This is a genomic window from Paenibacillus sp. Pae15, assembly GCF_024519685.1.
In the GTDB taxonomy this organism is placed as follows: Bacteria; Bacillota; Bacilli; order Paenibacillales; family NBRC-103111; genus Paenibacillus_G; species Paenibacillus_G naphthalenovorans.
Genome location: NZ_JALJRM010000016.1, coordinates 44,773 through 69,156 on the forward strand (window position 1 = coordinate 44,773; position 24,384 = coordinate 69,156).

29 protein-coding genes, 1 other RNA gene and 1 pseudogene are annotated in these 24,384 nt (G+C 49.5%); 18 read left to right on the forward strand and 13 right to left on the reverse strand.

All coding sequences use genetic code 11. The features are described 5' to 3' along the window. Position 1: 1 nt before the first annotated feature. The 3 genes from ssrS to cshA form a co-directional block, all read right to left on the reverse strand. Positions 2 to 182: non-coding RNA, 6S RNA (gene ssrS / locus NR121_RS14585), on the reverse strand. 77 nt (positions 183 to 259) lie between these two features. After that, positions 260 to 1,102 carry a YesL family protein gene (locus tag NR121_RS14590; protein ID WP_256831387.1) on the reverse strand — a complete coding sequence of 281 codons (843 nt, stop codon included), beginning with the start codon at positions 1,100 to 1,102 and terminating at the stop codon, positions 260 to 262. Between the two features lie 172 nt (positions 1,103 to 1,274). Continuing rightward, positions 1,275 to 2,831, reverse strand: a complete 1,557-nt coding sequence (gene cshA, locus NR121_RS14595; RefSeq protein ID WP_054819027.1) for a degradosome RNA helicase CshA — start codon at positions 2,829 to 2,831, stop codon at positions 1,275 to 1,277. Between the two features lie 276 nt (positions 2,832 to 3,107). Between cshA and NR121_RS14600 the strand changes: the two genes are divergently transcribed. Together NR121_RS14600 and NR121_RS14605 are read left to right on the forward strand one after the other, a co-directional pair. After that, positions 3,108 to 3,641 carry a DUF4178 domain-containing protein gene (locus NR121_RS14600; protein WP_137669935.1) on the forward strand — a complete coding sequence of 178 codons (534 nt, stop codon included), beginning with the start codon at positions 3,108 to 3,110 and terminating at the stop codon, positions 3,639 to 3,641. Positions 3,642 to 3,690: 49 nt separating this feature from the next. After that, positions 3,691 to 4,374, forward strand: a complete 684-nt coding sequence (locus tag NR121_RS14605; RefSeq protein ID WP_256831388.1) for a DUF4247 domain-containing protein — start codon at positions 3,691 to 3,693, stop codon at positions 4,372 to 4,374. A gap of 114 nt (positions 4,375 to 4,488) precedes the next feature. Here the strand turns inward: NR121_RS14605 and NR121_RS14610 are convergent. Further along, positions 4,489 to 4,887, reverse strand: a pseudogene (locus tag NR121_RS14610) (transposase); the annotation flags it as partial. Here NR121_RS14610 and NR121_RS14615 point away from each other — a divergent pair. From NR121_RS14615 to tatA, 3 genes are all read left to right on the forward strand, one after another. Beyond that, positions 4,843 to 5,673: a YitT family protein gene (locus NR121_RS14615; RefSeq protein ID WP_062407136.1), complete on the forward strand. Its 831-nt coding sequence runs from the start codon at positions 4,843 to 4,845 to the stop codon at positions 5,671 to 5,673. The pseudogene NR121_RS14610 and the gene NR121_RS14615 overlap by 45 nt on opposite strands. Before the next feature lie 179 nt (positions 5,674 to 5,852). After that, on the forward strand, positions 5,853 to 6,047 hold the full coding sequence (locus NR121_RS14620) for a hypothetical protein (protein ID WP_054819026.1): 195 nt from the start codon (positions 5,853 to 5,855) through the stop codon (positions 6,045 to 6,047). 134 nt (positions 6,048 to 6,181) lie between these two features. Next, positions 6,182 to 6,406: a twin-arginine translocase TatA/TatE family subunit gene (gene tatA, locus NR121_RS14625; RefSeq protein ID WP_054819025.1), complete on the forward strand. Its 225-nt coding sequence runs from the start codon at positions 6,182 to 6,184 to the stop codon at positions 6,404 to 6,406. On the opposite strand, the gene NR121_RS14630 is transcribed toward tatA, so the two are convergent. After that, a complete protein-coding gene (locus tag NR121_RS14630) occupies positions 6,399 to 7,559 on the reverse strand; it encodes an MFS transporter (RefSeq protein WP_062407134.1) in 1,161 nt (386 codons plus the stop codon). The two genes, tatA and NR121_RS14630, sit on opposite strands and share 8 nt — an antisense overlap. A gap of 248 nt (positions 7,560 to 7,807) precedes the next feature. On the opposite strand from NR121_RS14630, the gene NR121_RS25350 reads away from it, so the two are divergent. After that, complete coding sequence (locus NR121_RS25350; RefSeq protein WP_062407132.1) at positions 7,808 to 8,155, forward strand: putative glycoside hydrolase; 348 nt, start codon at positions 7,808 to 7,810, stop codon at positions 8,153 to 8,155. A gap of 20 nt (positions 8,156 to 8,175) precedes the next feature. Then, positions 8,176 to 8,301 (forward strand): putative glycoside hydrolase, encoded by a 126-nt coding sequence (locus NR121_RS25355; RefSeq protein ID WP_375162528.1) that lies wholly within the window; start codon positions 8,176 to 8,178, stop codon positions 8,299 to 8,301. Between the two features lie 123 nt (positions 8,302 to 8,424). Here the strand turns inward: NR121_RS25355 and NR121_RS14640 are convergent, their stop codons facing one another. Then, positions 8,425 to 9,156, reverse strand: coding sequence for a uracil-DNA glycosylase (locus NR121_RS14640; protein ID WP_062410836.1), 732 nt, complete (start codon positions 9,154 to 9,156; stop codon positions 8,425 to 8,427). Positions 9,157 to 9,306: 150 nt separating this feature from the next. On the opposite strand from NR121_RS14640, the gene NR121_RS14645 reads away from it, so the two are divergent. After that, positions 9,307 to 9,750, forward strand: coding sequence for a peroxiredoxin (locus NR121_RS14645; RefSeq protein WP_062407130.1), 444 nt, complete (start codon positions 9,307 to 9,309; stop codon positions 9,748 to 9,750). Positions 9,751 to 9,815: 65 nt separating this feature from the next. Here the strand turns inward: NR121_RS14645 and pfkA are convergent, their stop codons facing one another. Genes pfkA through NR121_RS14665 form a run of 4 tightly spaced genes read right to left on the reverse strand, consistent with a single transcriptional unit; the run spans position 9,816 to position 12,854 of the window. Beyond that, positions 9,816 to 10,781 carry a 6-phosphofructokinase gene (gene pfkA / locus NR121_RS14650; RefSeq protein ID WP_054819022.1) on the reverse strand — a complete coding sequence of 322 codons (966 nt, stop codon included), beginning with the start codon at positions 10,779 to 10,781 and terminating at the stop codon, positions 9,816 to 9,818. 47 nt (positions 10,782 to 10,828) lie between these two features. After that, the gene (locus NR121_RS14655; RefSeq protein WP_054819044.1) at positions 10,829 to 11,854 is read right to left on the reverse strand and encodes a tetraprenyl-beta-curcumene synthase family protein; all 1,026 of its coding nucleotides are present in this window, start codon (positions 11,852 to 11,854) and stop codon (positions 10,829 to 10,831) included. 47 nt (positions 11,855 to 11,901) lie between these two features. Further along, positions 11,902 to 12,498 (reverse strand): hypothetical protein, encoded by a 597-nt coding sequence (locus NR121_RS14660; protein ID WP_074727866.1) that lies wholly within the window; start codon positions 12,496 to 12,498, stop codon positions 11,902 to 11,904. A 38-nt stretch (positions 12,499 to 12,536) separates the two neighbouring features. Beyond that, positions 12,537 to 12,854 (reverse strand): hypothetical protein, encoded by a 318-nt coding sequence (locus NR121_RS14665; RefSeq protein ID WP_054819020.1) that lies wholly within the window; start codon positions 12,852 to 12,854, stop codon positions 12,537 to 12,539. A gap of 165 nt (positions 12,855 to 13,019) precedes the next feature. On the opposite strand from NR121_RS14665, the gene NR121_RS14670 reads away from it, so the two are divergent. From NR121_RS14670 to NR121_RS14685, 4 genes are all read left to right on the forward strand, one after another. Continuing rightward, positions 13,020 to 14,384, forward strand: coding sequence for an MATE family efflux transporter (locus NR121_RS14670; protein ID WP_062407126.1), 1,365 nt, complete (start codon positions 13,020 to 13,022; stop codon positions 14,382 to 14,384). Further along, positions 14,381 to 15,574, forward strand: a complete 1,194-nt coding sequence (locus NR121_RS14675; protein ID WP_062407124.1) for an MFS transporter — start codon at positions 14,381 to 14,383, stop codon at positions 15,572 to 15,574. Before NR121_RS14670 ends, NR121_RS14675 begins: the two co-directional genes overlap by 4 nt. Then, positions 15,574 to 15,705, forward strand: coding sequence for a hypothetical protein (locus NR121_RS14680; protein WP_256380586.1), 132 nt, complete (start codon positions 15,574 to 15,576; stop codon positions 15,703 to 15,705). Before NR121_RS14675 ends, NR121_RS14680 begins: the two co-directional genes overlap by 1 nt. A gap of 100 nt (positions 15,706 to 15,805) precedes the next feature. After that, positions 15,806 to 16,474 (forward strand): nitroreductase family protein, encoded by a 669-nt coding sequence (locus tag NR121_RS14685; RefSeq protein WP_082660649.1) that lies wholly within the window; start codon positions 15,806 to 15,808, stop codon positions 16,472 to 16,474. Positions 16,475 to 16,560: 86 nt separating this feature from the next. Here NR121_RS14685 and NR121_RS14690 read toward each other — a convergent pair whose 3' ends face one another. The 3 genes from NR121_RS14690 to NR121_RS14700 form a co-directional block, all read right to left on the reverse strand. Then, positions 16,561 to 17,181, reverse strand: coding sequence for a transposase (locus NR121_RS14690; RefSeq protein ID WP_256831389.1), 621 nt, complete (start codon positions 17,179 to 17,181; stop codon positions 16,561 to 16,563). 250 nt (positions 17,182 to 17,431) lie between these two features. Next, positions 17,432 to 17,629: a cold shock domain-containing protein gene (locus tag NR121_RS14695; RefSeq protein WP_062407120.1), complete on the reverse strand. Its 198-nt coding sequence runs from the start codon at positions 17,627 to 17,629 to the stop codon at positions 17,432 to 17,434. An 86-nt stretch (positions 17,630 to 17,715) separates the two neighbouring features. Further along, the gene (locus NR121_RS14700; RefSeq protein ID WP_256831390.1) at positions 17,716 to 18,261 is read right to left on the reverse strand and encodes a methyltransferase domain-containing protein; all 546 of its coding nucleotides are present in this window, start codon (positions 18,259 to 18,261) and stop codon (positions 17,716 to 17,718) included. Between the two features lie 371 nt (positions 18,262 to 18,632). Between NR121_RS14700 and NR121_RS14705 the strand changes: the two genes are divergently transcribed. The 6 genes from NR121_RS14705 to NR121_RS14730 all read left to right on the forward strand — a co-directional run bounded on the left by NR121_RS14705 (position 18,633) and on the right by NR121_RS14730 (position 24,276). After that, entirely contained in the window at positions 18,633 to 18,866 is a 234-nt protein-coding gene (locus NR121_RS14705) for a hypothetical protein (RefSeq protein ID WP_256831391.1), read from the forward strand. Positions 18,867 to 19,159: 293 nt separating this feature from the next. Next, positions 19,160 to 19,966, forward strand: coding sequence for a TerC family protein (locus tag NR121_RS14710; protein ID WP_062407118.1), 807 nt, complete (start codon positions 19,160 to 19,162; stop codon positions 19,964 to 19,966). A gap of 183 nt (positions 19,967 to 20,149) precedes the next feature. Then, on the forward strand, positions 20,150 to 20,341 hold the full coding sequence (locus NR121_RS14715; protein WP_235594237.1) for a hypothetical protein: 192 nt from the start codon (positions 20,150 to 20,152) through the stop codon (positions 20,339 to 20,341). Between the two features lie 227 nt (positions 20,342 to 20,568). Beyond that, positions 20,569 to 22,359, forward strand: a complete 1,791-nt coding sequence (gene pepF / locus NR121_RS14720; RefSeq protein ID WP_256831407.1) for an oligoendopeptidase F — start codon at positions 20,569 to 20,571, stop codon at positions 22,357 to 22,359. Between the two features lie 83 nt (positions 22,360 to 22,442). Continuing rightward, on the forward strand, positions 22,443 to 22,799 hold the full coding sequence (locus tag NR121_RS14725; protein ID WP_062407112.1) for a LapA family protein: 357 nt from the start codon (positions 22,443 to 22,445) through the stop codon (positions 22,797 to 22,799). A 136-nt stretch (positions 22,800 to 22,935) separates the two neighbouring features. Then, positions 22,936 to 24,276, forward strand: coding sequence for a sensor domain-containing diguanylate cyclase (locus NR121_RS14730; RefSeq protein ID WP_062407110.1), 1,341 nt, complete (start codon positions 22,936 to 22,938; stop codon positions 24,274 to 24,276). Positions 24,277 to 24,384: the final 108 nt, after the last annotated feature.

Consider the following 24,384-nt stretch of genomic DNA (forward strand, 5'->3'; position numbering starts at 1 on the left):
AAAAAAACCCGCAATGCCGTCCGATTTTCTTGTTTCAAACCCGCTCTCGCAGGTGGGTGTCCGCAGAATCGGTTTTGAAGTCCCTTTTCGAGGGCATGTCAGCCGCGATTCTATGTAGGTCTCCCTAGAAACAGTCATTGGTTCAAAACAACTGAAAACCGAAACGCACATCGCAGGATTTTGTTGTAGTCTTATTATAGTGCACTTCAAGCGGAAAGTAAACCTGTTGCGTTTTTATCTTTGTGGAATCGGCGGGACATTATGGCTTTCCATTCTTACCTTGGTAATCCCCCTCTTCGATCGCTCCCGATTCACTAGGCCTCTGGCCTCTCTCCATCCGGGTCTCGGACTCCTGTTCCGCTCCTCCTTGCTTTCTATCCGCCTTTTCCTCATCCTGATCCGCAATCTCCTGCTGTTTTTCCTGCAGTTTGCCGAAAATCAGGTTGAAGTGCCAAAACGATACGATCGCGATGAAGCTCCCCATAAAAAACGGAATCAAAAACGTGAATATCGCGAAACTGACGTACAGGATGATGACGTTCAGCACCATCATCGATAACGAACGGATCGGATTGCCGATCGTGATCAGGATCGCATTTTTTACAATCTGAAACCATTTCATGTGCAAATGGGTCATGATGGAGAAAAAATGGAACAGCGAGATTATCAGAACCACTGTGAGCGATAATACCAGGAAGCGCAAAACTCCAAAGACTCCCGTTTGGCTGCCGTAAAACCGGAAGTTCGTGTACAGGATTACGCCGAGCAGTATATAGATGAATCCGCCGAGCATGCTCTGCAGGAAATTTTCTTTGTAACCGCGGAAAAAGGTTTTTAGCAGAGGAACATCCTCTTCACCTGTAAGCCACTTTCGGGCCACCGTGAACATGGCCGCTGTCGAAGGAAAAATCGTAAAGGGAGAAACGACCGCCATGAGAAAAAGGGTTTGCACTACCTGGTCGCCCGTCTGCGATTGCAGCAGGACAAGCCCAAGCAAAAAGAAAGGGATGGCGCATATGACCCAAAGGATGTTAATGACCGAAAGACGCATGATCCACTCGGAAATGCGGTAAAACCCACCCATCATTCCACGAAACTCCAAAATTATGCCCTCCTTCATAATACAACAACTATTATAGCTTAATTCTCACTTTCAAGACAGACATCTATACCCAATACCTCAACGAACGGGTCTATAAAACCGGGAGCTAAATACTTGACGCTTCGATAAAAAAAGCAAGCACGCTACTGCCTGCGCGCTTGCTTTCATTCCATTATACCAAACTTCCCTCATTCGAACGGTTGGAAGGACGGGAATAGCCTTTTTGATCACGGCCGTCCGAACGTCCGCGATAATCGCGGTTATCGCGGTATCCGCCATCCTCACGGCGTCCGCGTCCATTCCGGTCACGATCGTAAGGCCTGTCGTTCCTGCGGGCACCGCCGGCCGTTCCGTAAGGACCTGCCGGTTTGCGGCCGTAGCTGCGAACATCCGGTCTTCTCTTCTTGGCGCGAATCGGATCCTCCGGAGTAAGCTCAATGGCTACATCCTTCTTCTCTCCGGTCAACAGCTTCAGCGCGGCCGCAAGCAAATGTACGGAGTCATGCTGCTCCAGAAGAGAAATCGCAAGGCCCTTGTATTCGTTATGCTCTTCTTGCTGCAGCACATCGAGCACGCGCTCAGCCGTCAATTTTTGCTTGCCTTCAATGGCTTCAGCCAAGCTCGGCATCGGCTTGCGGGTTATGCGGTGACGCGTAATTTTCTCGATGAAGTACAAGTGGTCGATCTCACGCGGTGTAACGAACGTGTAGGCAACGCCTTCTTTGCCCGCGCGACCGGTACGGCCGATACGGTGTACATAGCTTTCCGGATCCTGGGGCAGGTCGAAGTTGATGACATGCGTTACACCGGATACGTCCAAGCCGCGAGCGGCTACATCCGTTGCTACCAGAACGTCGATACTGCCGTCCCGGAACTTGCGCATCACATTATCGCGCTGGTTCTGGGACAAGTCGCCATGAAGTCCTTCTGCCGTATAGCCGCGCTTCTGCAGCGCTTCGGAGAGCTCGTCGACACGACGCTTGGTCCGGCCGAAAATGATCGCAAGATCCGGAGCTTCCATATCCAGCAAGCGGCAAAGCGCTTCGAATTTCTGACGCTCATGCAGCTCGATATATGCTTGATCGATCAGCGGAGCACTGACTTGCTTTGGAATGACGGATACGTGTTCAGGGTTCTTTAGGAACTGATCGGCCAGCCTGCGAATATTGGCCGGCATCGTGGCGGAGAACAGCATCGTTTTGCGTTCTTCGGGAACCAATTTGAGAATCGATTGGATATCATCCATGAAGCCCATGTCGAGCATTTCGTCCGCTTCGTCCAGAATAACGGTCTGCACATCATCAAGCTTAATCGTCTTGCGGTTAATATGATCAAGCAGCCGTCCTGGCGTACCGATGATAATTTGCGGCTTTTTGCGCAGTGCGCGAATTTGCTTTACGATATCCTGACCGCCGTAAATAGGAAGAGAGCGAATCCCTTTGAAGCGTCCCAGCTTCTCGATTTCTTCCGCTACTTGAATCGCTAGCTCACGTGTAGGGCACATGATGAGCGCTACGATGCGGTCTTCTTTTACATCGATTTTGTTTACGAGCGGAATACCGAATGCAGCGGTTTTTCCTGTTCCCGTTTGGGCTTGGCCAATCAGGTCGCGGCCTTCCAACGCTACCGGAATGGCTTTTTCTTGAATCGGTGTCGACTCCTCAAAGCCCATTTCCGTAATGGCGCGCAGCACCTTTGGCTCTAAGCCGAATTCACTAAATGTTTTCAAAAATTTCAATCTCCTTTGTACTAGGGTTCTTTTATTTGTCTATACCCTTAAGTGCGACTCCTATCTTTGCTTTATTTATCTCTTCATAAAACACTTTTCAAACGTGTCAGAAATGAACAGTTACGCCGTACTTAAGAATATCTTTAGTATTATACCACACCCAACATCCATATACCAGATAACTTCAAATTGAAACCCAAAAACATCAAATATCGTATATAATATTATAATGATGCTAAAGTCTTCGTGTTAAACCGTAAAAGGAGCGAAACACCCATGTCCATCTGGAAAAGAGTTGGTTCGATCATAAAAGGCAGCAAACCACAGCCGGAAGCGAAGCCGTCCAATCCTTTCGAGGATACTCAAGTGGGCGATATCGTAAACGTAGATTTAGAGGAATATGTCGTTTCCGGAAAAGCCGTCTATTTCGACAGAGGATTCCCGCCGCACCGGTTTGCTTATTATTTGCAGAACGGCAAGCATATTTCCTGCCTCCTTGTGGAAAAAGGAAGAATCTATGAATGTTTCTTGTGTGAATTTGTGGAAGGATCGCTGGACGATCCCAATGACGTTCCGACCCGGCTTGATATCGGAGCCGAAAGCCTCTTTGAATTGGAGCATCATCGCAGCGATACGGTGAGGACAGAAGGCAATACGGATTTCCGCGGCAACGATCAGGTGCTGTTCTGGCGTTATATCGGAACGGGAGACCGTTATTTCTTCCTGCAATGGCAAGACGGCAAATACGTCGCCATGGAAGGTGCGCCCACTCCGGGCAGTCAAATTCAATTTTTGAAAGGCTCAAAGTAACCAGGCGAAAGCAAGTATAAATGAAGCTTTATGCAGGAGGTGACGGAACATGATGAGCAGGATATCCAAATGGCTTGCCGTCGTACTGGTATTTGCACTGCTGGCCGGCTGCGGGGATGCAAGCAATTATATAAAAGAGAATTATTCCTTAATTGATGTTCAAGGTCAAGGAAAAAGCACGGCCAAAATCTATTCTGTAGAAGGCAAGAATGTTCCGACTGTCGCCAAAGAACTCGCAGATCAAGAACCCCCTTTGGAAATCAGCAAAGAAGATGAGAACCAGATGTTCCTGGTCTACGACAACAAGATCATCAACATACAAAAAGACAAAGAAAACGAGAATACCACGCTGGTGCAGTTAGATTCCATAGAGTATGCGAAGGAACATTACGACTCTTCCTTCCTCCAGGGCTATGTGGCCGCCAGCCTGCTGCAGTCGCTGTTTGGCTCCGTCTGGTCCGGCGATAGCGGCGGCTATAGAGGCTACACGTCTACCAAACGGTACGAGGATTACGGCAAGCACCAAAGCGCTCCCGCCCCTTCTTCAACCACCGCACCTTCGACCAGTGAGCGTAAAGGCACCTTTACCACCTCGCCGTCCAAATCGGTGTCAGGAAGCAGCCAGTCGATCAGACGTAATGACGGTTCAACGAAAAATTATAAAACGCCTTCCCGCATCACCGGTTCGAAACCAAGTACAAGCATCCGCTCCGGTTCCTTTAAGAGAAGATAGCCGGAACGGAAACCAATCCAAGGGGCTGTCTCATAAGTAGTATCAAAACTACTGAGAAACAACCATAGTTTACAAATAAGCCAACGATTTAGTGAAAAAGAGCGAGTTTGGTGGTCAGATTCCCACCCCTACTCGCTCTTTTTCCTTCGTTGTTGCCCATTTGAGCAGATTATGGGCAAGGGAAAGCCACCCGACCTCCAGGCTCACTTTAGGCAAGCCGCGAAGCAGGAAACGCCGGAAGCTCCGGTTGCTTTTCATTTGTCCAAACACACTCTCGGGTTCAATCATACGACGAACGGAAAGCTTGTATCCTTCTTCACTTTGGAGCAGCTCTCGTGCCTGACCGCCAGGATAATGCCAAGTGTCGCTGGCTTCATCATATGACCAGTTGTCCACCTTGCTGATGTCCTGTTTTGGGACGGACCCTTTTTGGGATATACTACATGAAGAACTTAGGGAGGTACGCTCATGCTCTATTTCCAACGGTCCGTCATAGGCTCCGTGCTCATCTGTGTGCTCGGCTCCGCTTTAATCGCTGCCAGCTTTAATTTGTTCCTGATTCCCCATCAGCTGCTCAGCGGCGGAATCTCCGGTATTTCCATGATCGTAGGCTATTTTACAGGGCTTCATATCTCCCTCTTGTATTTTGTTTTCAATCTGCCTATGCTGATATGGGGCTTACTTACTGTTGGCCGTAAATTTATCATTCTCAGCGTGATTTCGGTTATCCTGACCTCCTGGTTCATGCACATGATTCCGGTTGCGGAAGTCAGTCGGGATATCATTATGTCATCGGTCACCGGAGGCGTTCTTATCGGCTTAGGTTCAGGTTTATCCATGTGGGCGGGCGGATCAACCGGCGGCTTCGATATTTTGGGCTCCATCCTCACGCGCAAACGCGATTTTCCTCTGGGTACCTTTCTATTCGGGCTTAACGGCCTGGTCATTCTGGCCCTCGGATATTTCAAGAACGACTGGGATCTGGCCCTTTATTCCATGCTGTCCATCTATATCACGGGCAGAATGATCGATACGATCCATATCCGGCATCTGAAAGTGACGGTGTTTATCGTAACCCGCAAAAAGAATCTGCTCCTGAAAAAAATGCAAAAGCTTCAGCGGGGCGTTACCGTTATCAATACGGAAGGATCCTATACAAAGGACCCTCAGCATATGCTAATGACGGTAACTACCCGGTATGAGCTGTACGACCTTCAAGGCCTGATCAGGCAGTGGGATCCGCAAGCGTTCGTGAATATTACGGAAACGGTAAATGTCATGGGTCTTTTCCGCCGGTAGCCCCGGGCTCATTCAACAATTGGCGGCACTGATGCCAAATTTGGCATAAATAAACCAAGATTTTTTGTTTTGATTATGTTATAATATGAGCGTAATTTCATATCTTTTCACCGGCCTTACCTGTATTGCTCGTAAGTCGCACTTGCTCTCTTCAACACTAGATGATGACGGGAAGGGTGATGCTTGTGGAAACAGTAAAGTTGGCGACTATTGTTATGAAATTAACGCCTGATTTATATCCTACTTTAAAGAAACACGAGCTTGAATCAGAGATTGTCCTGCGCAATGGCCTGGCCGCTCTTGAAGCGGAGGATGCAATGGAAATTATTCAATACAGCATTTCTGAACATCAAAAAGACGCCTATCTTCATTAAGATAGGCGTTTTAATCTGTCGCAGCGACGCAAAAATGTTGTCTTTTCGTAATAATTGACCGTTCCTGCCGGCTTCATTTTCATGTTATGCTCGTGGTATGCTGTAGTAGAAAAAGTTTTCCGGAGGTGTTTACAATGGGCGCTTTGTCACCCATGCATATTCTATTGATAGTTCTCGTCGCTTTGCTTCTGTTTGGGCCGAACAAGCTTCCAGAGCTCGGACGCAGCTTCGGCCGCATGTTTCGGGAGTTTAAAGATGCTACGAACGGAAACAGCGGCAACAGCAGCGAAGCCATACATGATACGGAGCCGACCAAGAAAGAACTGACCGCTTCCAACGAAAAACCATCCGCTAATTAAGCCGGATGGTTTTTTTGCGATAATAAACATGGGTGCCAAGCAGCAAAATCGCGGCGATGCAAGTCATTCCCGCTCCGAACATATACATGCCCGCCCCGCTCCATTCATCCTTAATCCAACCTCCGACAAATCCTCCGGTAATGCCGGCCAACCCCAGAAATACCATGGAAAGCATGGATTGTCCCGTGGACTGCAGTTCAGGAGGAACCAGCCGAACCGCATACTGTACCGCTACAATCCAAAATACGGCAAAGGTGATGGAGTGCGTCACTTGAAGAACCATCAGCATGAGCGGATCCGTAATCCAACCGTAAGCCAGCCAACGGAGCGTGTACAATATGGCCACAATACCGAGAAGTGCAAGCTCGTGAAACTTGTGCATATAACGGCTTAACAGCGCGAACGTAGGGATTTCGCTGAAGGCGGCCAAGGCCCACGCCCAGCCCGCCATCGCATTCGTTGCCCCCAAATCTTTGAGATACAGCACGAACATGACGTCGTTCATCCGGTGCGGTACGGTTAGAATAAACACAAGCAGCAGAAACCAAAGAAAATGGCCGTTCCGAAACATGCTGGTAAAGGAACGGAACGATACCCGCGGCGCAGGGCTTCGTTCATCCTTTAAGAAAAGTAAAAGCACGAGCGGCAGCATCCAAATGCTCCAGTATAAATAAGGAATATTCTGAAGTCCGCCCAGCGCCTGCAGAATAAACCCGCTGGAGACGGCCAGCAGCGTAAAGCCTATGGATCCCCATAATCGGATCGAGCCGTAACTGGCCCCCGCCTGCACCGCAGACTTGATTGTTAACGTATCCAGCAGCGGTACCGACGACAGCATGAAAAAGTAAAGCAGCAGCATGAACAACAAAGCAAACGAATAGCCGGTCGTTGTAAAGATGCCTACGCTGGACAAAAGGGTCATCCCCCAAAGCCCGAATATAATCAGCTTCAGTGTCTGATAGCGGTCACTTAAATAGCCCCATATCGGTTGGGCGAAGATGGAGACGAAAGGCCCGATCATCATCAGCAGCCCGATTTGGGAAGAGGAGTATCCTCTGCCTTCGAAGTAAATGGGCAAGAACGGCATAAGCACCGCGCTGGTGGCATAGTATGAAAAATTAAGTCCCCGCAGCATCCGCAGTTGATTCTTCATCCGATATCGATCCTTTTTACTCTAGTTTCTTGCGGGTTGGTCCTTCCAATCAACAACATACTTCAAAACTCTCTATCCGAATGACCTGCTATTCTATTATAATATCAGAATAAACTACAAATATATAGAATAACTGCCAAAGAGAGACAAGAAAATGGAATTATTGCTGGCCGCGTTTCTCCTCGCCTGGGGGGGTGTCAGCGCTGAACATCCGAATATGACGTTCGAACAGCTGGCGCAAGCATCTCTTGATTCGAAAAAACGCCGTTGTACAGCAGATACCGTCAAACGGCAGCCCCGAAAACCGATTGAGGCCGGTAAACAAGCAGGACCCTCAACCAGATGCTCCCAAGGTTAAGGGCGTCTACGCAACCGCTCACAGCGCCGGCGGTTCCCGGTTACATTCACTGCTGGAGCTGATGGATCGTACGGAACTCAATGCACTGGTAGTCGATGTAAAGGACGATTGGGGCTATATCACATATAACACCGGAAACCCGGATTTGCTTGCCATGGACACAACCAAGAACATTATTCGCGATATGCCTGCACTTATTAATTTGCGAAGTATGCCAGAGAACAGCTCAACCCGTTAGGCGTCCGCGTATCCGCAGATATATTCGGCTATGCCGCATCCGTGCCTGCTGCCGAAGGGATCGGCCAGGATTTTCAAAAAATATCGGAGCAGGTAGATGTCATTTGCCCGATGATTTATAGAGCAAATCCGCGCACTAAAGGATAACGGCATTGAAGAGTTTCTTCTATGGAACGCTGTGAACTCTTACACGCAGGGTGTAGAATACCAATAACAGGCAGGCCCGACTTCGTATATACCGGAATCGGGCCTTCACCGTTTGAATAAAAGCTATCCGTTGGCCGCCCCGCTCCTGCCGATATTAGGAATTTGCCAATCGATCGGCGACCTGCCGATGGTTTGGAGGAACTCATTGGCCTTTGAATACGGACGGCTTCCGAAAAAACCGCGGTGAGAGGATAACGGACTCGGATGAACCGAACGTAGAATGCAGTGGCGTTTTTCCGTAATCAGCTCCAATTTTTTTTGGGCATGGCTTCCCCAAAGAATGAAGACTACCGGTTCCTCCCTCTCGTTCAGAAGGCGAATCACCTGATCTGTGAATGATTCCCAGCCCTTTCCTTTATGCGAGTTGGCCTCTCCGGCCCGCACGGTCAGCACCGTGTTGAGCAGCAGCACTCCCTGCTCCGCCCAACGAACCAAATAACCGTTATCCGGAATGGGGCAGCCCAAATCGCTTTGCAGCTCCTTGAACATGTTCTGCAGGGACGGCGGTGCGGGAACTCCCGGCTTGACGGAGAAGCTGAGGCCATGGGCCTGTCCGGGTCCATGGTACGGGTCTTGTCCCAAAATAACAACTTTCGTATCTGCATATGACGTATAATGAAGCGCATTAAAAATGTCGTACATGTTTGGATACACGGTATGCGAAGCATATTCCTGTTTTAAAAAATGCTTCAGCCTGATGTAGTAAGGTTTTTGGAACTCGTTTTCGAGCAGGTCCGCCCAATCGTTTTTCAGAATGACGCCCACCGACGCACGCCTCCTTTTATTTGAAATCATGATCAGACCGGACGAAATGATGCGCAAGCAGCAGCTTCCAGGCACTTGAACGTGACGCGCTTTCCTTGCAAGCGTTCACCGCAATCCGCTACAATGTAGCTGGATGCTGTTCATCTTTACTTGATGCAGCAAAGATGAGGGGTGATTCTTATGCTGGCTGTGGGTACAAGAGCTCCGTCTTTTTCGGCGGACAGTACACAAGGTGAGATTCGACTGGAGGAGACATTGGGCAAGCGTCCGATTGTTCTCATTTTTTATCCGAAGGACCATACGCCCATATGTACAAAGCAGCTGTGCGCTGTCCGCGACTCTAAAGAGCAGTACGCCAAATATGATGCGCTGGTGCTCGGGATCAACTCCGGGTTCCTGGAGGAGCACCGACAGTTCGCCAACAAATTTATGTACGACTTTCCGCTGGTTGCCGACAAAGGAGCCAACATTCAAAAGCTGTACGACGTCGGACACACCCTGTTTGGTCTTCTCGGTCAACAGCGCACCGTCTATGTCATCGGCCGCAACGGAACCATCGTGTACGCCATGAAAGGCAACCGCCCCACCGCCGAAATATTGAAGGCGCTGGAGGAGCATCGATAACTGTTGAAAAAATAGGCATTCTCTCCCCTTCAAAAGGAGTGAGAATGCTTATATTTTTTCCCTTATTACTGAGACAACCGTTTAGCCAATTCATAAAGCTCCATGTTGAATTGTTTTTTGGAGTTTACTACCAGATCGATATCGGTTACCGTAAGCTCTCCCTTGATGATGCCGCACGCTTTACCGGAGACGCCCTCCAGCAGCTTGCGCACTGCAAAATCGCCGAGGTTGCTCGCCAAAATCCGGTCGTTATGCGTCGGCGTACCGCCTCTTTGAATATGGCCAAGCACGGTCACACGCGGTTCGATGCCGTTGCGCTTCGTAATTTCCGCGGCAATATCTTCCCCTTTTCCTACCCCTTCGGCAACAATAATGATACTGTGGCGCTTGCCCATTTTGAAATTTTCGGACATCCGGTTCGCGATCTCATCCAGATCATACGGAACCTCCGGCACCAGAATGGTCTCCGCCCCGCTGGCAAGTCCCGAGTACAATGCGATATCTCCGCAATGGCGGCCCATGACTTCAACGACGGAAGATCGTTCATGGGAACTCATGGTGTCGCGGATCTTGTTGATCGCGTCCACGACAATGCTGACGGCCGTATCGAAGCCGATCGTAAAATCGGTAAAAGGAATGTCGTTGTCAATCGTGCCCGGCAAGCCCATCGTTTTGATCCCGAGCTTGTTGAGCTTGTTTGCCCCTTGATAGGAGCCGTCCCCGCCGATGACAACCAGACCGTCGATGCCCCGCTTGCGCAGGTTCTCCGCGCCGAGCTGCTGCCCTTCCGGCGTCAGAAACTCCTTACAGCGGGCCGTCTGCAGAATCGTTCCCCCGCGTTGAATAATGTCACCCACGCTACGCAGGTCCATCTCGCGAATATCGTCGTTAATCAGGCCGGCATAGCCGCGCTGAACGGCGAATACCTCCAGCCCGTGATACAGGCCGCTGCGAACGACAGCGCGAACGGCCGCGTTCATCCCTTGCGAATCCCCTCCGCTTGTAAGTACTGCGATTTTTTTTACCGACATGATGATTCCTCCTTGTTGATAAAGCACACCATTAATTATCGTTGGAATTACGAGTTTTTGCGAATCCAAATGCTGTTAACGAGGAAAAACATCCGCATCAGCGGACTGTCCTTCATCAACTGCCGGGAAACCCGTTTGACCTGCCGCTGCTTTCTGACCTTCGGATCGGACAAGTAAAGCGCAAGCAGCCCTTCGATGATCATCCGGTGAAATGCGGCATGCTCCAGCCTCTCCGATGTGCGTTTGGCCTCCTTCACAATCAGTGCAATCCGCTCAACGGTCTTGTCCATATTGTCATAATAGCTACAAAAATTAAGATCCCCGCCAATCGCGTCTTCTTCCTGGTCGATCAAATAATCAAGCAAAATATGCAGTCCGCAAATATACGGAAAATAAGCGACATGGATGTTCCGCACGGTTTCCGGACTAAGTTCGGGCTCGGATGCCGCCAGGAACAGCACAAAAACGCCGAGAGTGGATCCCGTCGCAGCGGCAAATTCATTCCATCCTATAGAGGGATAGCGTTCCCGGTGCATCTCCCACCAAGACAGCAGCGCATCCTCGCGCAAAGGCTTGGCCATATGCTTGTAAACTTGCAGATCGCAATACAAGCTGACGAGTTCCCGAACGGAAGAAGCCGCCGGCGCATAGGACGGAAGCATGCGAATGCTGGCCTGGCATGTTTTGACAAGCTCATTCAGGTAGTTTCCGTCTTCCTGCTCCTTATGAAATTCGTAATAGTCGTGCAGCGGCGCGGACGGATCCACCGCATCCAGCATTGATTGATGCAGCCGACGGAAATCCTCCGGATCGAGCGATGTGCTCCGGTCGCACAAATTGTCCAAATAATCGCTGATCGTTTGAAAAGCGGCGATGAGCGGAATGAGTATATGCCGCATCGACAGGTTCGCCGCCGCATATACGGCTCCGCCTTCACAGTGAAACTGCTTTGAGGTTAAGCTGTTAATCGCCTGCTTGCGCAGCTCCGCATCCGGGATCTGTTCCGCCTTGGAACGCCAATGATCCAGCTGTTCCCGGACAGCGGGAAGAACGTGGCGATAAACGCGAAGCATAAGCTGCAACGGGCTTCTGGGAACTTGAGGATTGCGGTTCAAGAAAATCAGAATAACTCCCTTTCGCCGCCACTGAACGCATAACCATGCCGGAGGAGCTTACGCATTTCGATCCATTGAATATGCTTCAGCAGCTCCTCTCCCCGCTCGTCGTTAGCCTTCGTGACTTGATACTCCACCAGATCCGTGAACCGAACCGGATCATAGCCGCTTGCCGATAACCATTGTTCAAACTGCTGCTTGAGCGCCGCGCTTTGGATATCCTCCAAACCCGTTTGTCTTATATACGCGAACGCTTCTTTGGCCACATCATCATATACCGGATGAGCACCCGCCATGCGAAACCAGTATTTCGCATTGCTGTAATCCCCTTCCATCCGATGCATGATCGCGTGCCAATAGCTTCCGGTCGGCGTATCGATATCCTGAGAAATGGCGTGCGACGGTTCCAAACTTTCGTTAAACAAGTGCAAGCCCGCTTTAACGGAAAGCGCATAGGATCGGCGTTCGCCTTCGAATCCGTCCACGGAGAGCTTCGTTATCTTGACATCCGTCAAATCGTCAAGCTCCTCCGTCGGATACAGCGAAGGCTTGTGAGCCGTCAGCTTCGCTGCAAGCTTGTATAAGCTTTCGGTCCAGGTCAAGCTTCTTACCTCCTCTATCAATCAGCGAATGGAATCTATTAGTGATGAGCCGCTCCCACGGCCATGTCCTGATGAACCCGAAACCATAAATGAAGCTCATTGATCGTACTGGCCAGATCTGCAATTTCAGTATTCAGGCGGCAGGAAACCGCAAAATTATCTTCTACGTTAAGCTGATCCTGTCTGGCGATGATCATCGTCTCCAGCCGCTTGATCCGATCCGGGATCATTCCCCGGATTTCCTCCCAGCGAAGAAGAATCTCCGCCTGCTCCTGCTCGCTGTAATCTTCAAAATTTTTCTCCAGGTGAGGCAGCGGTATACCTATCCTCTCATCCATAATAAAAGAGTAAGACATTTCTGTTCCACCTTTCTGTTCCGGATCACCGCAAAAGGCGCTGACAGCTTATCTATATTAATGTATCACGAACGCTTCACTGCTTCCAGTAGGAAAACAAATTTTTCTCCCCTGCCGGTCCGGTTCATGGTATAATGTGTGACATGTGAAAAGAGGGAGCCCGTCATGAACGCATCGGAACAAACTCGCATCACGTTTCGTCAGCTGCTTGCCTTCTTCCTTCCGCTAGGATTTTCGGCGAGCTTGGTTACCATATCCCATGTCATCATTAACAGCACATTGGCGCGATCTTCCCATCCGGAGATCATCATTTCCGCCTACGCTTTGCCGATGAGCATACTAGGCATTACCGAAAAACCCGCCGTTTTGCTGCGTCAAACCTGCTCAGCCCTCGTCCGCGACAGACAATCGTTTCGGGCGATGTCGCTTGTGGGCTTTTATGTGCTTGGCTCGGTTTCTCTCATCGGTCTTCTCATCAGCTACACCTCTATCGGTCCGTGGGTGTTCGTGCATTTGTTCGGAGCAGAGGAAAGCATGATCGCCCCGATGGTCGACGTGTACCGGGTGCTGATGTTCGTCAGTATTTTTTCGGGCATCCGCTGTATTTATCACGGAATCATCATCTATAACATGCGGACGAAATGGCTTACGATCGGAATGCTGATCCGTTTGGTCGGCATGTACTCGCTCTCGCTGTATTTTATTAAAACCGGGGTTACGAGCGCTACGGTCGGTGCGATCATCTTCCTCACCGGGATGATCATTGAAGCGGCCGTCAGTTACTGGGAAGGCCGGTCGCTGCTGCGCAGCGTCATTCCGGAGAAGCATCCCGGGCATTCCATCGAGAAATCTTCGCAAGTATTCGGATTCTACAAGCCGTTAATGTACTCGTCGTTTATTGCGGTGATCTCCATCCCCGCCATCAATGCGTTTCTCGGCAAAACGACGGATATTCAGCTGTCCATAGCAGCCTTTGCCATCGCAGCCAGCCTGACGCAGCTCGTACAAAGTTTTTTTACTTACGTGCACCAGCTAGTTCTGAATTTTTACCGCAAGGATCCGGAGTCTGTGCTTCGCTTCACACTGATGATCTCGTTGATTCCCGGCCTGCTGATTGCCGTAATGTCCTATACGCCTGCCGGTCCTTGGTTTATGGAGCATGTGATGGGAGTGAACGAGAGGTTGCTGGAGGCGAGTCTTGCTACGCTCCGTGTGTTTATGATCATGACCTTGATTTTCCCTTGGCTGGATTACGGGAACGGACTGCTGATGCTGCGCAGCCAAACGAAGGTGATGGTTTGGTCTCAGGCTGCAAACGTGTGCGCCACCCTGCTGGCTTTATTTCTGTGCATCGCTTTTAGTCCCGGCTGGAACGGGATGATCGGCGCCTTGGCGCAGTCGCTCGGCACAGCCGCAGAAGCCGCCGTAGTCTGGTTCGTCATCCGGGAGACGGCCAAAATGGAGGGTAAAATCCCCGGACCGCCGCTTTCTGCCGCAGGAAACACAAAAGAATTGAGTGAAAATGCATGAGTGAGCGATTAATCAGAGGTAATGCTGCAACGCTTTGCTGCTTTACCTTCTCTATATATACGACGGTTGCCGTTATTACTTCTTATTTTCCGCTTTACTTTTTGTCCAAGGGATTCTCAACGGTCCAAATTGGCCTCTTGTATTCTGTCGGCCCGATGCTCGGTATCGTGTCCAACCTATTCTGGGGCGTGGTGAGCGACCGATGGCAAACGGTGAAAAAAATAGTCATCCTGGTTCTGATCGGACAATGGCTTACCGCGGCTTTCATCTTCCGCACCGATGCGTTCGGTCTTCTGATGGTACTGATGGGGAGCTTTTATTTTTTTCAATCCCCGATGAGCTCGTTGAACGATAGCCAAATTCTGCTGACGATCAAAAACACCGGAAAGAGCTATGCTTCCTTCCGCGTTTGGGGTTCGATCGGCTTTGCCGCCGCTGCACTGGTCTTCGGCAAGCTGTTGAAAGACTTCGGCATAGAGCTGACGGCTGTATTGATGATGATAACGATCGGCTGCTCCCTTCTTTTATCCTTGATGCTGAAGGACGCCCGCCAGACGGGTTATAAGAAACCGGATTTCTCCGGACTCGTGCCGATTGTCACCTCCCGCTCGTTTCTCGCGTTCCTGCTCACGGTCCTCGTAATCTCCGTGGCACACCGGATGAATGACGGCTTTCTGGCCCTCTATCTTGAACGCCTTGGCGCCGATCAGACCATCGTCGGATGGTCCTGGATGGTTTCGGCCGTGAGCGAAATCCCTATATTCTTTTGGCTTAGCAAGCATGGCCATAAATACAAGGAGCTGCCTCTGCTCATCATTTGCTGCCTCGTATACTTGGCCCGCTTTTTATTGATGAGCGTTATAGACAACCCGCTGTGGGTTATCGGGATTCAATTCATGCACTCCGTCTCCTTCGGGATCTTTCTGTTCACCGTCATCCGCTATATTCAAAGCGTGGTGCCCGACCAGTTTCGTGCCAGCGGCCAGGCGCTGTTCGCCATCACCTGGTCCGGGCTGGCCGGTTTAATTAGCGGTGCTTTGGGCGGAACCGTCTTTAACTCCTGGGGACCGCACGCCATGTACGCCTTGGCGTCGGCATTGGCTTTTGCCGCGATGCTGGGTTTCCTGGGGCTTCACCTTCGAACCAGAGGGCGTACGGCCCTTCATGAGTTGGAACAGGGTCCCTCCTGATGGAGGGACGACCGCACCTGTCGGCAAAAGAGAAAGGCGAGCTTAAAGGCGGGCGCCGCATTGTGCAGATCGGCATGGAAACGATGGAGAAGACGGATCGTCTCCGGGATCGGCGAAGGCGAAACCGTTGAGTTGTCTTTTCCTCTGACGAACGGTATAATAAGGGATAATTTAGTACCAAGTACTAAGCAGTAAGCTGACGGCTTGCCATACGGAGAGGATGAACCATACATGACTGACGACATCATGACACTGCCCTATCAGGATTTCAAATCGATCCTGCTGGATCGACGCAGCATTCGCAAATTTACCGAGCAACCGGTTTCGATTGAAGATATTCGCGACATCATCGATTGTGCCAGATACGCCCCGAGCGATACGAACTCGCAAACCTGGGAATTTATCGCCGTTATGAATCGAAATAAAATTAAAGAAATCGAACGGATGACCTGGGAGCAGCTGCACCTCAAAGCCGCAGAAGCCGAACGGCGGGGACTTTCCAGGGAAGCGCGGCTGCTGACCAAATCCTTCGGACCTTATGCGACTGCATTCGCCGATGCCCCGGTGCTGATTATCTGCTTGGCTACGCCCTACAACTCCAAGTTCCGCGAGCGGATTTTCGATCCGATCCAATTGGTTGATGACGCGATATGGGAAGAAGAAGGTATCAAGAGCAGCTGCTTGGCCGCACAAAACCTGATGCTCGCCGCACATGCCCGCGGACTTGCCACATGCCCAATGACCGGCCCCGTCCTGCTCGCCGGCGAGCAGCTTCGCGCTTACCTGGATATTCGCCCGGAGTGCCAGATCAATATGGTCATCGCGCTCGGGCATCCGGCAGAGCGTCCTGCACGGCTCGCGCGTAAAGAAATTGACGATATTCTTCGTATTGTGGAGTAATATCAACAGCAGCTTTTGCGGTAATCGAGTAGGAGAGGGCGACTAACCCCCGTCCTCTCACCTATGAAAACATGCAAATCCCTTGTTCAAAAAATATGTATTATGAGGGAATGCTCATCTGAAAATTCCTCTAAAATTTCAATCATGCTGAATAGCTCATCCATGGAAGCATCGTACTCCGCGGCTTGCTTTTGCATCTTCTTAAGCTTTCTCTCCAGCAAATCCTTCCGCAGATCCCTATATTCCTCTTGCCTAACCAACACAGCCCATATGATGTGCAGTAACTTGCGAGCCGTTGCTACAATCGCAATCTTATGCCCTTTCTTCTCCTTCAACCCTAAGTAAAAAGCACGTAATTTCCCCTTGCTCTGAATGGCTCGCTGCGCGCATTGTACCAGAATCCATCGCAGTGTTGCTCGGCTCTCTTTCGTTATGTTCCCCGTATAACGCGTTTTTCCGGATTGATGAGCGGATGGCACAAGTCCGGCATAGCATGCTGGCTTCTTTGGAGAAAGAAATCTTGTCACATCCCCAATTTCTGCAAGGATGGTTAAAGCACTCAACACCGATATGCCCGGTATACCCATAAGTAAGGGTACATTAGGGTTTTTCTTGGCCCTTGCAAACCAATCTGCTTCTAATGCGTTCATTTCTTGTTGGACAAAATCCAATAACTTCAGTGATGAACATAAAACGATTTGTTCCATTGCCGGCAGCGAAACCTTGATTTAGCAAAAAGAGCGGTTCTTGGATTTATTCCAAGAACCGCTCTTATCGGCTTGTTGTTGTGGCACTAACCTATAAGAAAACTACCTGCACATGAAAGGAGCCACCGCAAAGCAGCGGTACGTTTTCTTGTGAAATCAAGGAGCAAGTACTAGAAGCCAGTCATTTGATTTCCAGAGAAACATTATATCATGCTAACCCGTAAAGGGTAGTTATAGTTTAGTGTTAAGCTTACAGCTTTTGAACGTTAGCCGCTTGAGGACCACGGTTTCCTTCAACGATTTCGAATTCAACGGATTGGCCTTCTTCCAATGTTTTGAAGCCTTCGCCTTGGATTGCGGAGAAGTGAACGAATACATCGTCGCCGCCTTCTACTTGAATGAATCCGTAGCCTTTTTCTGCGTTAAACCATTTTACTGTACCTTTCAATGAAAACAACCTCCTAGATGTATCGCCATCAAGGGCGAATGGTTCAATTATAGCACCCTTATAAGGATAAATCAACACAATGAAATTTATTCGAAATCGCTTTTTTGTATACGCAATAACTGGTTCGATCCGGGGATGAATGGAAGCGATGAAGGCATCAAAGTTAGCTTCTGCTCCTCCCCTTCCAGCTCTTTTAAAAGGCATTTAAGGAAAGGATACCTCTCCCACCCGAGTGTGACTAGCGGATACAAACGAATCTCACCGCCCGGACGGCAAACGCGAAGCATCTCATTTATCGCCTCCAGATGAAAATCATAATCAAACTGCTCATGATACAAAAACAAGAAGTGGCTGCACAGCACAAGTCCCTGTGAATTGTCCTCCACCGGCAGCTTCGGGAGCATCCCTGCCATATAATTTTTCTTGCCGCGGGCCTTATAGTCTTCAATAAAGCGGCCGAGCGACGCTTCACGCATGGATCTGTGATTCCTGAGACTTCCGTAATACGTCCAGTCGCAAACCCTCTCCAGCCCGGCAAGCTTGTGAGTAGATACCTGAATTTCCTTCTTTCCGTGTTCAAACAGCTCTTCAGCGTCATGGCGTACAAGGGATCGACTGCGGCCGCTTCCCACCCGCGATCTGCCGCCTCAGCCACAAAGGATGAAGCCCCTGCGGCAATATCCAGGATAGGGCCAGCCCCAAGCACCTCTTCATCCAGTGAGAACCATCCGCTCATATTCCACATAGGAACGGAATGTCATGGCAACGCCTGCTTGTTCGTACTTTCTTGCTTCTCCACTCATCTCAAAATCCACTCTCCTCATCTGTTCCGGATACGCTTCAACGTCGGCCGGAGGGCCGGCGCTGAAGCGTATCCGGAATTATATCATACACCAACAAAAAGCGTCATTGTTTCTTTTCCTTGATTTTCCCTTACAGCTAAGGTATCATTTCGCGCATAGACGGTGTTCAAATATATCATAATAGAACGGAGCTCTTGAAAATGATCAAAAAACACACAATTTACAAGAAGGACAAATGGAATATGATGACGGTAGAGGTTAACGGAAAGCAGCTGATCCTGCGGGAAATATCCGAAGATTGGGGAGAAGAATGCCACACATTCCTGAGCCGTCTGGAGATGATGAGCTGGGTTCACGAGCGATTCCCCAAAGACCGTTTTCAAGGCACGGAAGAAGAGTATGAGGCTTTAATCGAGGCTTTCCGTCAAATATAATTCCATAAACGTTACGACATGAAACCGACAAAATTAGGCTTGACTTGCAGCTTGTCCACTCGTTATAATGAGGGCAATTACATAAGGATGTCCTCCAAAGGGGAGTAGCTGTCACAATAAAGTCGTCAGTTCGGGTTTTTGATAAACCCCGGCTTTATTGGCAACGAAACGTTGTTAGCAAGACCTTTGCCTATTGCGGTAAAGGTCTATTTTTGATTGAAAACGACCTTTACCGTATCGGTAGAGGTCATTTTTGTGTAAAAATCATTTGGATGAAGGAGTGGTATTTAAAAATGGACTTCCTTACACTGGATTATTTCATCAAATTGTTCAACATCATCTTGATCGATTTGGTGCTCGCCGGGGACAACGCCATTGTTATCGCATTGGCCGCCCGAAATTTACCGAAAGAACATCAGAAGAAAGCGATCATTTGGGGAACCGTAGGCGCCGTTATCATACGGATCGCCGCTACGTTGGCCGTTGTTTGGCTCCTGCAGCTGCCTTTCCTCCTGCTCATCGGAGGCGTACTGCTGGTATGGATCGCGTATAAACTGCTCGTGGATGAAAAGGAGCATAACATCGAAGCGAAGCCTCAGCTCTGGCCCGCTATCCGAACCATCATTATCGCCGACGCAGTCATGGGCTTTGACAATGTCATCGCCGTGGCAGGCGCAGCCCACGGCAGCTTCGATCTGGTAATCATCGGCTTGATCGTCAGTGTCCCTATCATGGTTTGGGGCAGCACGCTGTTCATTCGTTTGGTCGAAAAATTCCCTGTTATTATTACGATCGGTGCCGGGGTGCTCGCGTACACTGCAGGTTCCATGCTGACGGGGGATCCTTTTGTCAAAGGCTGGTTTGATGAAAATCCTGTAATGAAGTGGGCATTCATCGCCATTGTCGTCATCGGCGTCATTCTCGCCGGTTACTTGAAGAAGCTGTCAAAAAACTTCATTTCCATCAATGAACAAGGACAACTGACCATCCCTGACAGTATAAAAAATGAAGCTCAAATCGAAGCTAATGACAGCTTTGAAGCAAAAGTCGATGATCAAGGCCGCATCGTATTGGTGAAAGTCGCCAAATCCGAGGGCTGACCAATAAAACAATCCGGCGGTATTCTCGCCGGGTTGTTTATTTTTTTCCAATGAAAACCATCGTGTTCGGGCGTATTATATTTTCGCATCCTGCAGCCGACTCTCCCCTTCCTGATTTCAGGTATATCTTGCCTATGGAAACGCAGGAATTTCAACCTTTGTGGCGAAACTACTTAGCAAGAGGTGATTCTGTTGAGCAATGCGGCATCCGTTGTTACGTTTATGATCTTGTCCTTTTCTTTGGCACTCGTATTAATCATGAAAAGAGATACGCTGCCCCCCGGAGTGAAACGTCCTCTGGCGATCATCGCACTGGTGCTGGTTTCTTTTTCCTTCGTGCTGATGATATTCAGCTTTTTTGCCGCACCCGCTTAGAGGCATTAGACTTCCTTCCATGATTTTCATATACTAATATTTAAGCCTCGCTCCGGTCATACTAAGGAATGCTTTCCAGACCAACCCCTATTTTCCATGGAGCGTGAGCAAATTTGAGAATCATGCCTTTGCTGCTGTGCGGCATGCTGTTGTCCGGCTTGCTGAGCGCATCCGCGATGCAGACGGATGCAGCGGCCAAACCATATCATATGACAAGGAGGGCTCCCATGAATCAACTGCCAAAGCGTAAGGACGTAGCCTTGGAACACCGCTGGAACCTGGAAGACCTTTTTCCAAATCAACAGGCTTGGGATAAGGAGTATCAACTGGTCAAGGATGACCTGAAAGAAATCGGGCGTTTTGAAGGTAAGCTTAACGACCCGGCTGCGATAAAAAAATGCTTCGAGCTGGAGGACAAAATTTCCCTACATACCGAACGACTGTATGTATACGCCAACATGAAGCACCATGAAGATATGGCGGATCCTACATATCAGGCCTTATCCGATAAATCCAAAAAATTAAGCGTCGAAGCCAACGAAGCCATGTCGTTTATTTCCCCGGAAATTTTGAGCCTGACAGACGAACAGCTGCATAAGCTCGTCGAAAACCCAGAGCTTTCCTTTTATAAGCGCACGCTGGAGGAGATGATCCGCCAAAAGCAGCATGTGCTCAGTAAAACAGAAGAAGCGCTGCTCGCCCAAGTAGGCAATCTTTCGCAGGCTCCGGGAACCATCTTCGGCATGCTGAATAACGCCGACTTAAAATTCCCCAAGGTAAAAAATGAGCACGGCGAGGAAATCGAACTGACACATGGAAGATATATTCAGTTCCTCGAAAGCAAAGACCGCGAGGTCCGCAAGCAGGCTTTTGAAGCGATGTATTCCACTTACGCCAAGCAAAAAAATACCCTTGCCGCTACGTTGGCCGCGAACGTAACCAAGAACATCTTTTATGCGAAGGCGCGCAAATACCCTTCCACGCTGGAGATGTCCCTCTTCGGCGATAATATCAAAAAGGAAGTTTATACGAACCTGATCGACACCATCCACGAATCGCTGCCTTTGATGTACCGTTACATGGAGCTGCGCAAAAAGCTGCTGAAAGTGGACGAATTGCACATGTACGATTTGTTCGCTCCGCTCGTCGACGAGTACAAAATGGATATTACGTTTCCGGAAGCGAAGCAAATGGTCAAAGAAAGCTTGAAGCCTCTAGGCGACGATTATCTGGGCATCCTGCAGGAAGGCTTCGACAACCGCTGGATCGATATTTACGAGAATGAAGGCAAGCGCAACGGCGCCTACAGCTGGGGAGCTTACGGGACCCATCCATATGTGCTGCTGAATCATAAAGACAATCTCAACAGCATGTTTACATTGACGCATGAAATGGGTCATGCGCTTCATTCGTATTTATCCGATGTCAACCAGCCTTACCGTTACGCGCAATATACGATTTTCCTGGCGGAGGTCGCCTCTACGCTTAACGAAGCGCTGCTGATGGACTATATGTTGAAAAAGTCGACGGACAAAAAGGAAAAAATGTACCTGCTTACCTACTATATGGACCAATTCCGGACGACTGTCTTCCGCCAGACGATGTTTGCCGAATTCGAGAAAATCATTCACGAAAAAGCGGAGCAAGGCGAATCGTTAACGCCTCAGCTACTCAGCCAAATTTACTACGATCTGAATGTGCTGTATTACGGCAAAGGCATGGTCGTAGACCAGGATATCGAGATGGAATGGGCGCGGATTCCGCATTTCTACAACAGCTTCTATGTGTATAAATACGCTACAGGATTCTCCGCAGCCACCAGCTTCGCCAAGCAAATTCTGGAGGAAGGCGAGCCGGCGGTGCAGCGCTACATCGGTTTTCTGAAAAGCGGCGGCAGCGACTATTCGATTAACATTTTAAAACGGGCCGGCGTGGATATGTCCTCTCCGGAGCCAATCAAGCAAGCCATGAGCGTATTTAAAGAGCTGCTCGAACAAATGGAGGCACTGGCGAAATAACCATGCGCCGCAGGCTGAGACCGGTTCTCCCGGCTCAGCTTTTTTAAGCCTTATTATAGACACTCATGTAAAGGGGAGGGACTATGAAAGCACAGTGGTTTCTCATGTTCATACTTATTTTTGCCCTGATTACCGCCGTATTTGCAGTGATTAACGTAGAGCCGGTTCAGGTTAATTTTTTGTTCACGCAAGCGGATATCCCTCTCATATTGGTGATTATCGGCTCCACTTTTCTCGGAGGACTGATTGCCCTTTTTATCGGATTCATGAGACAGTTCAAGCTGCAGCGGACCATCAAGCAATTGGAGAAGCGGCTCGCAGAATCCGGGAACGGACAAGCCCCGGAGGAATGGAAGGACTCATCTTTATCCCCGGGGGATCGTGAAATCGTTCTCCCAAAGGAATCGCTCAACCCAAATTCCGAGGATTTTAAATCGTAAAAATCAAGTTTTAGTCAAATGCATTTGAAAATGAGCATTTTTCAACATTCCTCATTGAACTGAATGACGGCATTCATTAATATAGTACTATTAGCAGGGCGAAAGTCCTATACTATGAAGGAAGGATGCCGTCATCATGGATTTTCAATGGGCGGAAATTCAGGAAAAAGAGTTATTGGCCAGCTCATTTCACCAATCGGCTTTAAGTATGGCCCTTGTATCTGCTGATGGCTTTTTTATTCATGTGAATTCTTCATTTTGCTCACTTCTCGGATATGCGGAGGAAGAATTGTCCGATAAACCATGGAAATCGGTCATTCATCCCGATGACCGCGATCTCCTGTATTCGTTCCTGTCGGACAGTCCTGCCAACGATCGGTCGTTGAAGCAGCATGAAATCAGATATATCTGCCGAAATGGTGAAACCTTGTGGACTTGCGTCAGCATTTCTCAGATTACACCGTCCAACGGCATCCGTCCTTTATATTTCAAGCTGGTTCAGGATGTGACGGAGCGCAAACGCAAGGAGGACGACGCCAAGCAGGCTTGGAACGCCTTACTCGAAAGCGAACGAATGTACCGGATGATTGCCGATCATTCCACGGACATGATTTCAAAGCACGACAGGTCGGGCAGGTTCTTGTACGTCTCTCCCGCCTGCCGCAAGCTTCTCGGGTATGAACCCGAAGAACTGGTCGGCATCATCGCTTACGAGCTGCTTCACCCGGAGGATCTGGATGCCGTTCCCCAACCGCAAGACATCGTCGATGGCCGTTCCGATATTGTCCTTTTTTCATATCGTTTCCGCCGTAAGGACGGCAGCTATGTCTGGTTTGAAACCACCGGAAGTATCCTGAGAGGCGACGACGGGGAGTTTAAAGAAGCGCTGTGCACTTCCCGGGACATCTCTGCCAGAAAAAAATTGGAGCATCAGCTGCTTCAAACGAACGAATTGCTGCAGCAAATATCCAATATCGATGCATTGACCGGTGTGGCCAACCGAAGAAGATTCGATGAATGCTACGCGCTGGAATGGCGGCAGGCCCTTCGCTTCTCTACTCCGCTAACCGTCATACTAATCGATATCGACTATTTCAAAAAGTACAACGACACCTATGGTCACCAAAAGGGAGACCTTTGTCTGCAGCAAGTAGCCAATGCGCTGCGTGCGGCTGTCAAGCGTCCCGGCGATATCATTGCCAGATACGGCGGTGAAGAATTTGTCATCGTGCTTCCTTTTACGGATAAGCGCGGGGCACAGACGGTGGCCGAACAATTGCGCAGAGAAGTGGAAAGCCTGTCCATTCCTCACAGGCAATCCGATGTATCCCCCGTGGTGACAGCCAGCTTGGGAACGGCGACGGTCATTCCTACTCTGGAGATGACCAGCCACGAGCTCCTCCTGCAAGCGGACAAGGCGTTGTACCAGGCCAAAAAAGACGGACGAAACCGGGTCAAAACCTATGAACCCTCCTAAACGCAGCTGCGCCCTTTTCTTTATTGAAGAAAAGGGCGTTTTTATATTGAAACAAATCGGGTGCGGTTTGCGTCAGTAGAGTTGAAAGCAAATCATGGAAATACATAA

What these genes read in the sequence shown, in the direction of transcription:
- NR121_RS14605 (WP_256831388.1), top strand. Translation starts at nt 3,691, where the DNA reads ATGATGAGCAGGATATCCAAATGGCTTGCCGTCGTACTGGTATTTGCA.
- NR121_RS14665 (WP_054819020.1), bottom strand. Translation starts at nt 12,854, where the DNA reads ATGTCTTACTCTTTTATTATGGATGAGAGGATAGGTATACCGCTGCCT.
- NR121_RS14645 (WP_062407130.1), top strand. Translation starts at nt 9,307, where the DNA reads ATGCTGGCTGTGGGTACAAGAGCTCCGTCTTTTTCGGCGGACAGTACA.
- NR121_RS14710 (WP_062407118.1), top strand. Translation starts at nt 19,160, where the DNA reads ATGGACTTCCTTACACTGGATTATTTCATCAAATTGTTCAACATCATC.
- NR121_RS14685 (WP_082660649.1), top strand. Translation starts at nt 15,806, where the DNA reads ATGACTGACGACATCATGACACTGCCCTATCAGGATTTCAAATCGATC.
- NR121_RS14730 (WP_062407110.1), top strand. Translation starts at nt 22,936, where the DNA reads ATGGATTTTCAATGGGCGGAAATTCAGGAAAAAGAGTTATTGGCCAGC.
- NR121_RS14670 (WP_062407126.1), top strand. Translation starts at nt 13,020, where the DNA reads ATGAACGCATCGGAACAAACTCGCATCACGTTTCGTCAGCTGCTTGCC.
- NR121_RS14620 (WP_054819026.1), top strand. Translation starts at nt 5,853, where the DNA reads ATGCTTGTGGAAACAGTAAAGTTGGCGACTATTGTTATGAAATTAACG.
- NR121_RS14690 (WP_256831389.1), bottom strand. Translation starts at nt 17,181, where the DNA reads ATGGAACAAATCGTTTTATGTTCATCACTGAAGTTATTGGATTTTGTC.
- NR121_RS14655 (WP_054819044.1), bottom strand. Translation starts at nt 11,854, where the DNA reads ATGCTTCGCGTTTATCGCCACGTTCTTCCCGCTGTCCGGGAACAGCTG.
- pfkA (WP_054819022.1), bottom strand. Translation starts at nt 10,781, where the DNA reads ATGTCGGTAAAAAAAATCGCAGTACTTACAAGCGGAGGGGATTCGCAA.
- NR121_RS14675 (WP_062407124.1), top strand. Translation starts at nt 14,381, where the DNA reads ATGAGTGAGCGATTAATCAGAGGTAATGCTGCAACGCTTTGCTGCTTT.
- NR121_RS14725 (WP_062407112.1), top strand. Translation starts at nt 22,443, where the DNA reads ATGAAAGCACAGTGGTTTCTCATGTTCATACTTATTTTTGCCCTGATT.
- pepF (WP_256831407.1), top strand. Translation starts at nt 20,569, where the DNA reads ATGAATCAACTGCCAAAGCGTAAGGACGTAGCCTTGGAACACCGCTGG.
- tatA (WP_054819025.1), top strand. Translation starts at nt 6,182, where the DNA reads ATGGGCGCTTTGTCACCCATGCATATTCTATTGATAGTTCTCGTCGCT.
- NR121_RS14705 (WP_256831391.1), top strand. Translation starts at nt 18,633, where the DNA reads ATGATCAAAAAACACACAATTTACAAGAAGGACAAATGGAATATGATG.
- NR121_RS14640 (WP_062410836.1), bottom strand. Translation starts at nt 9,156, where the DNA reads ATGATTTCAAATAAAAGGAGGCGTGCGTCGGTGGGCGTCATTCTGAAA.
- NR121_RS14615 (WP_062407136.1), top strand. Translation starts at nt 4,843, where the DNA reads ATGCTCTATTTCCAACGGTCCGTCATAGGCTCCGTGCTCATCTGTGTG.
- NR121_RS14680 (WP_256380586.1), top strand. Translation starts at nt 15,574, where the DNA reads ATGGAGGGACGACCGCACCTGTCGGCAAAAGAGAAAGGCGAGCTTAAA.
- NR121_RS14630 (WP_062407134.1), bottom strand. Translation starts at nt 7,559, where the DNA reads ATGAAGAATCAACTGCGGATGCTGCGGGGACTTAATTTTTCATACTAT.
- NR121_RS14600 (WP_137669935.1), top strand. Translation starts at nt 3,108, where the DNA reads ATGTCCATCTGGAAAAGAGTTGGTTCGATCATAAAAGGCAGCAAACCA.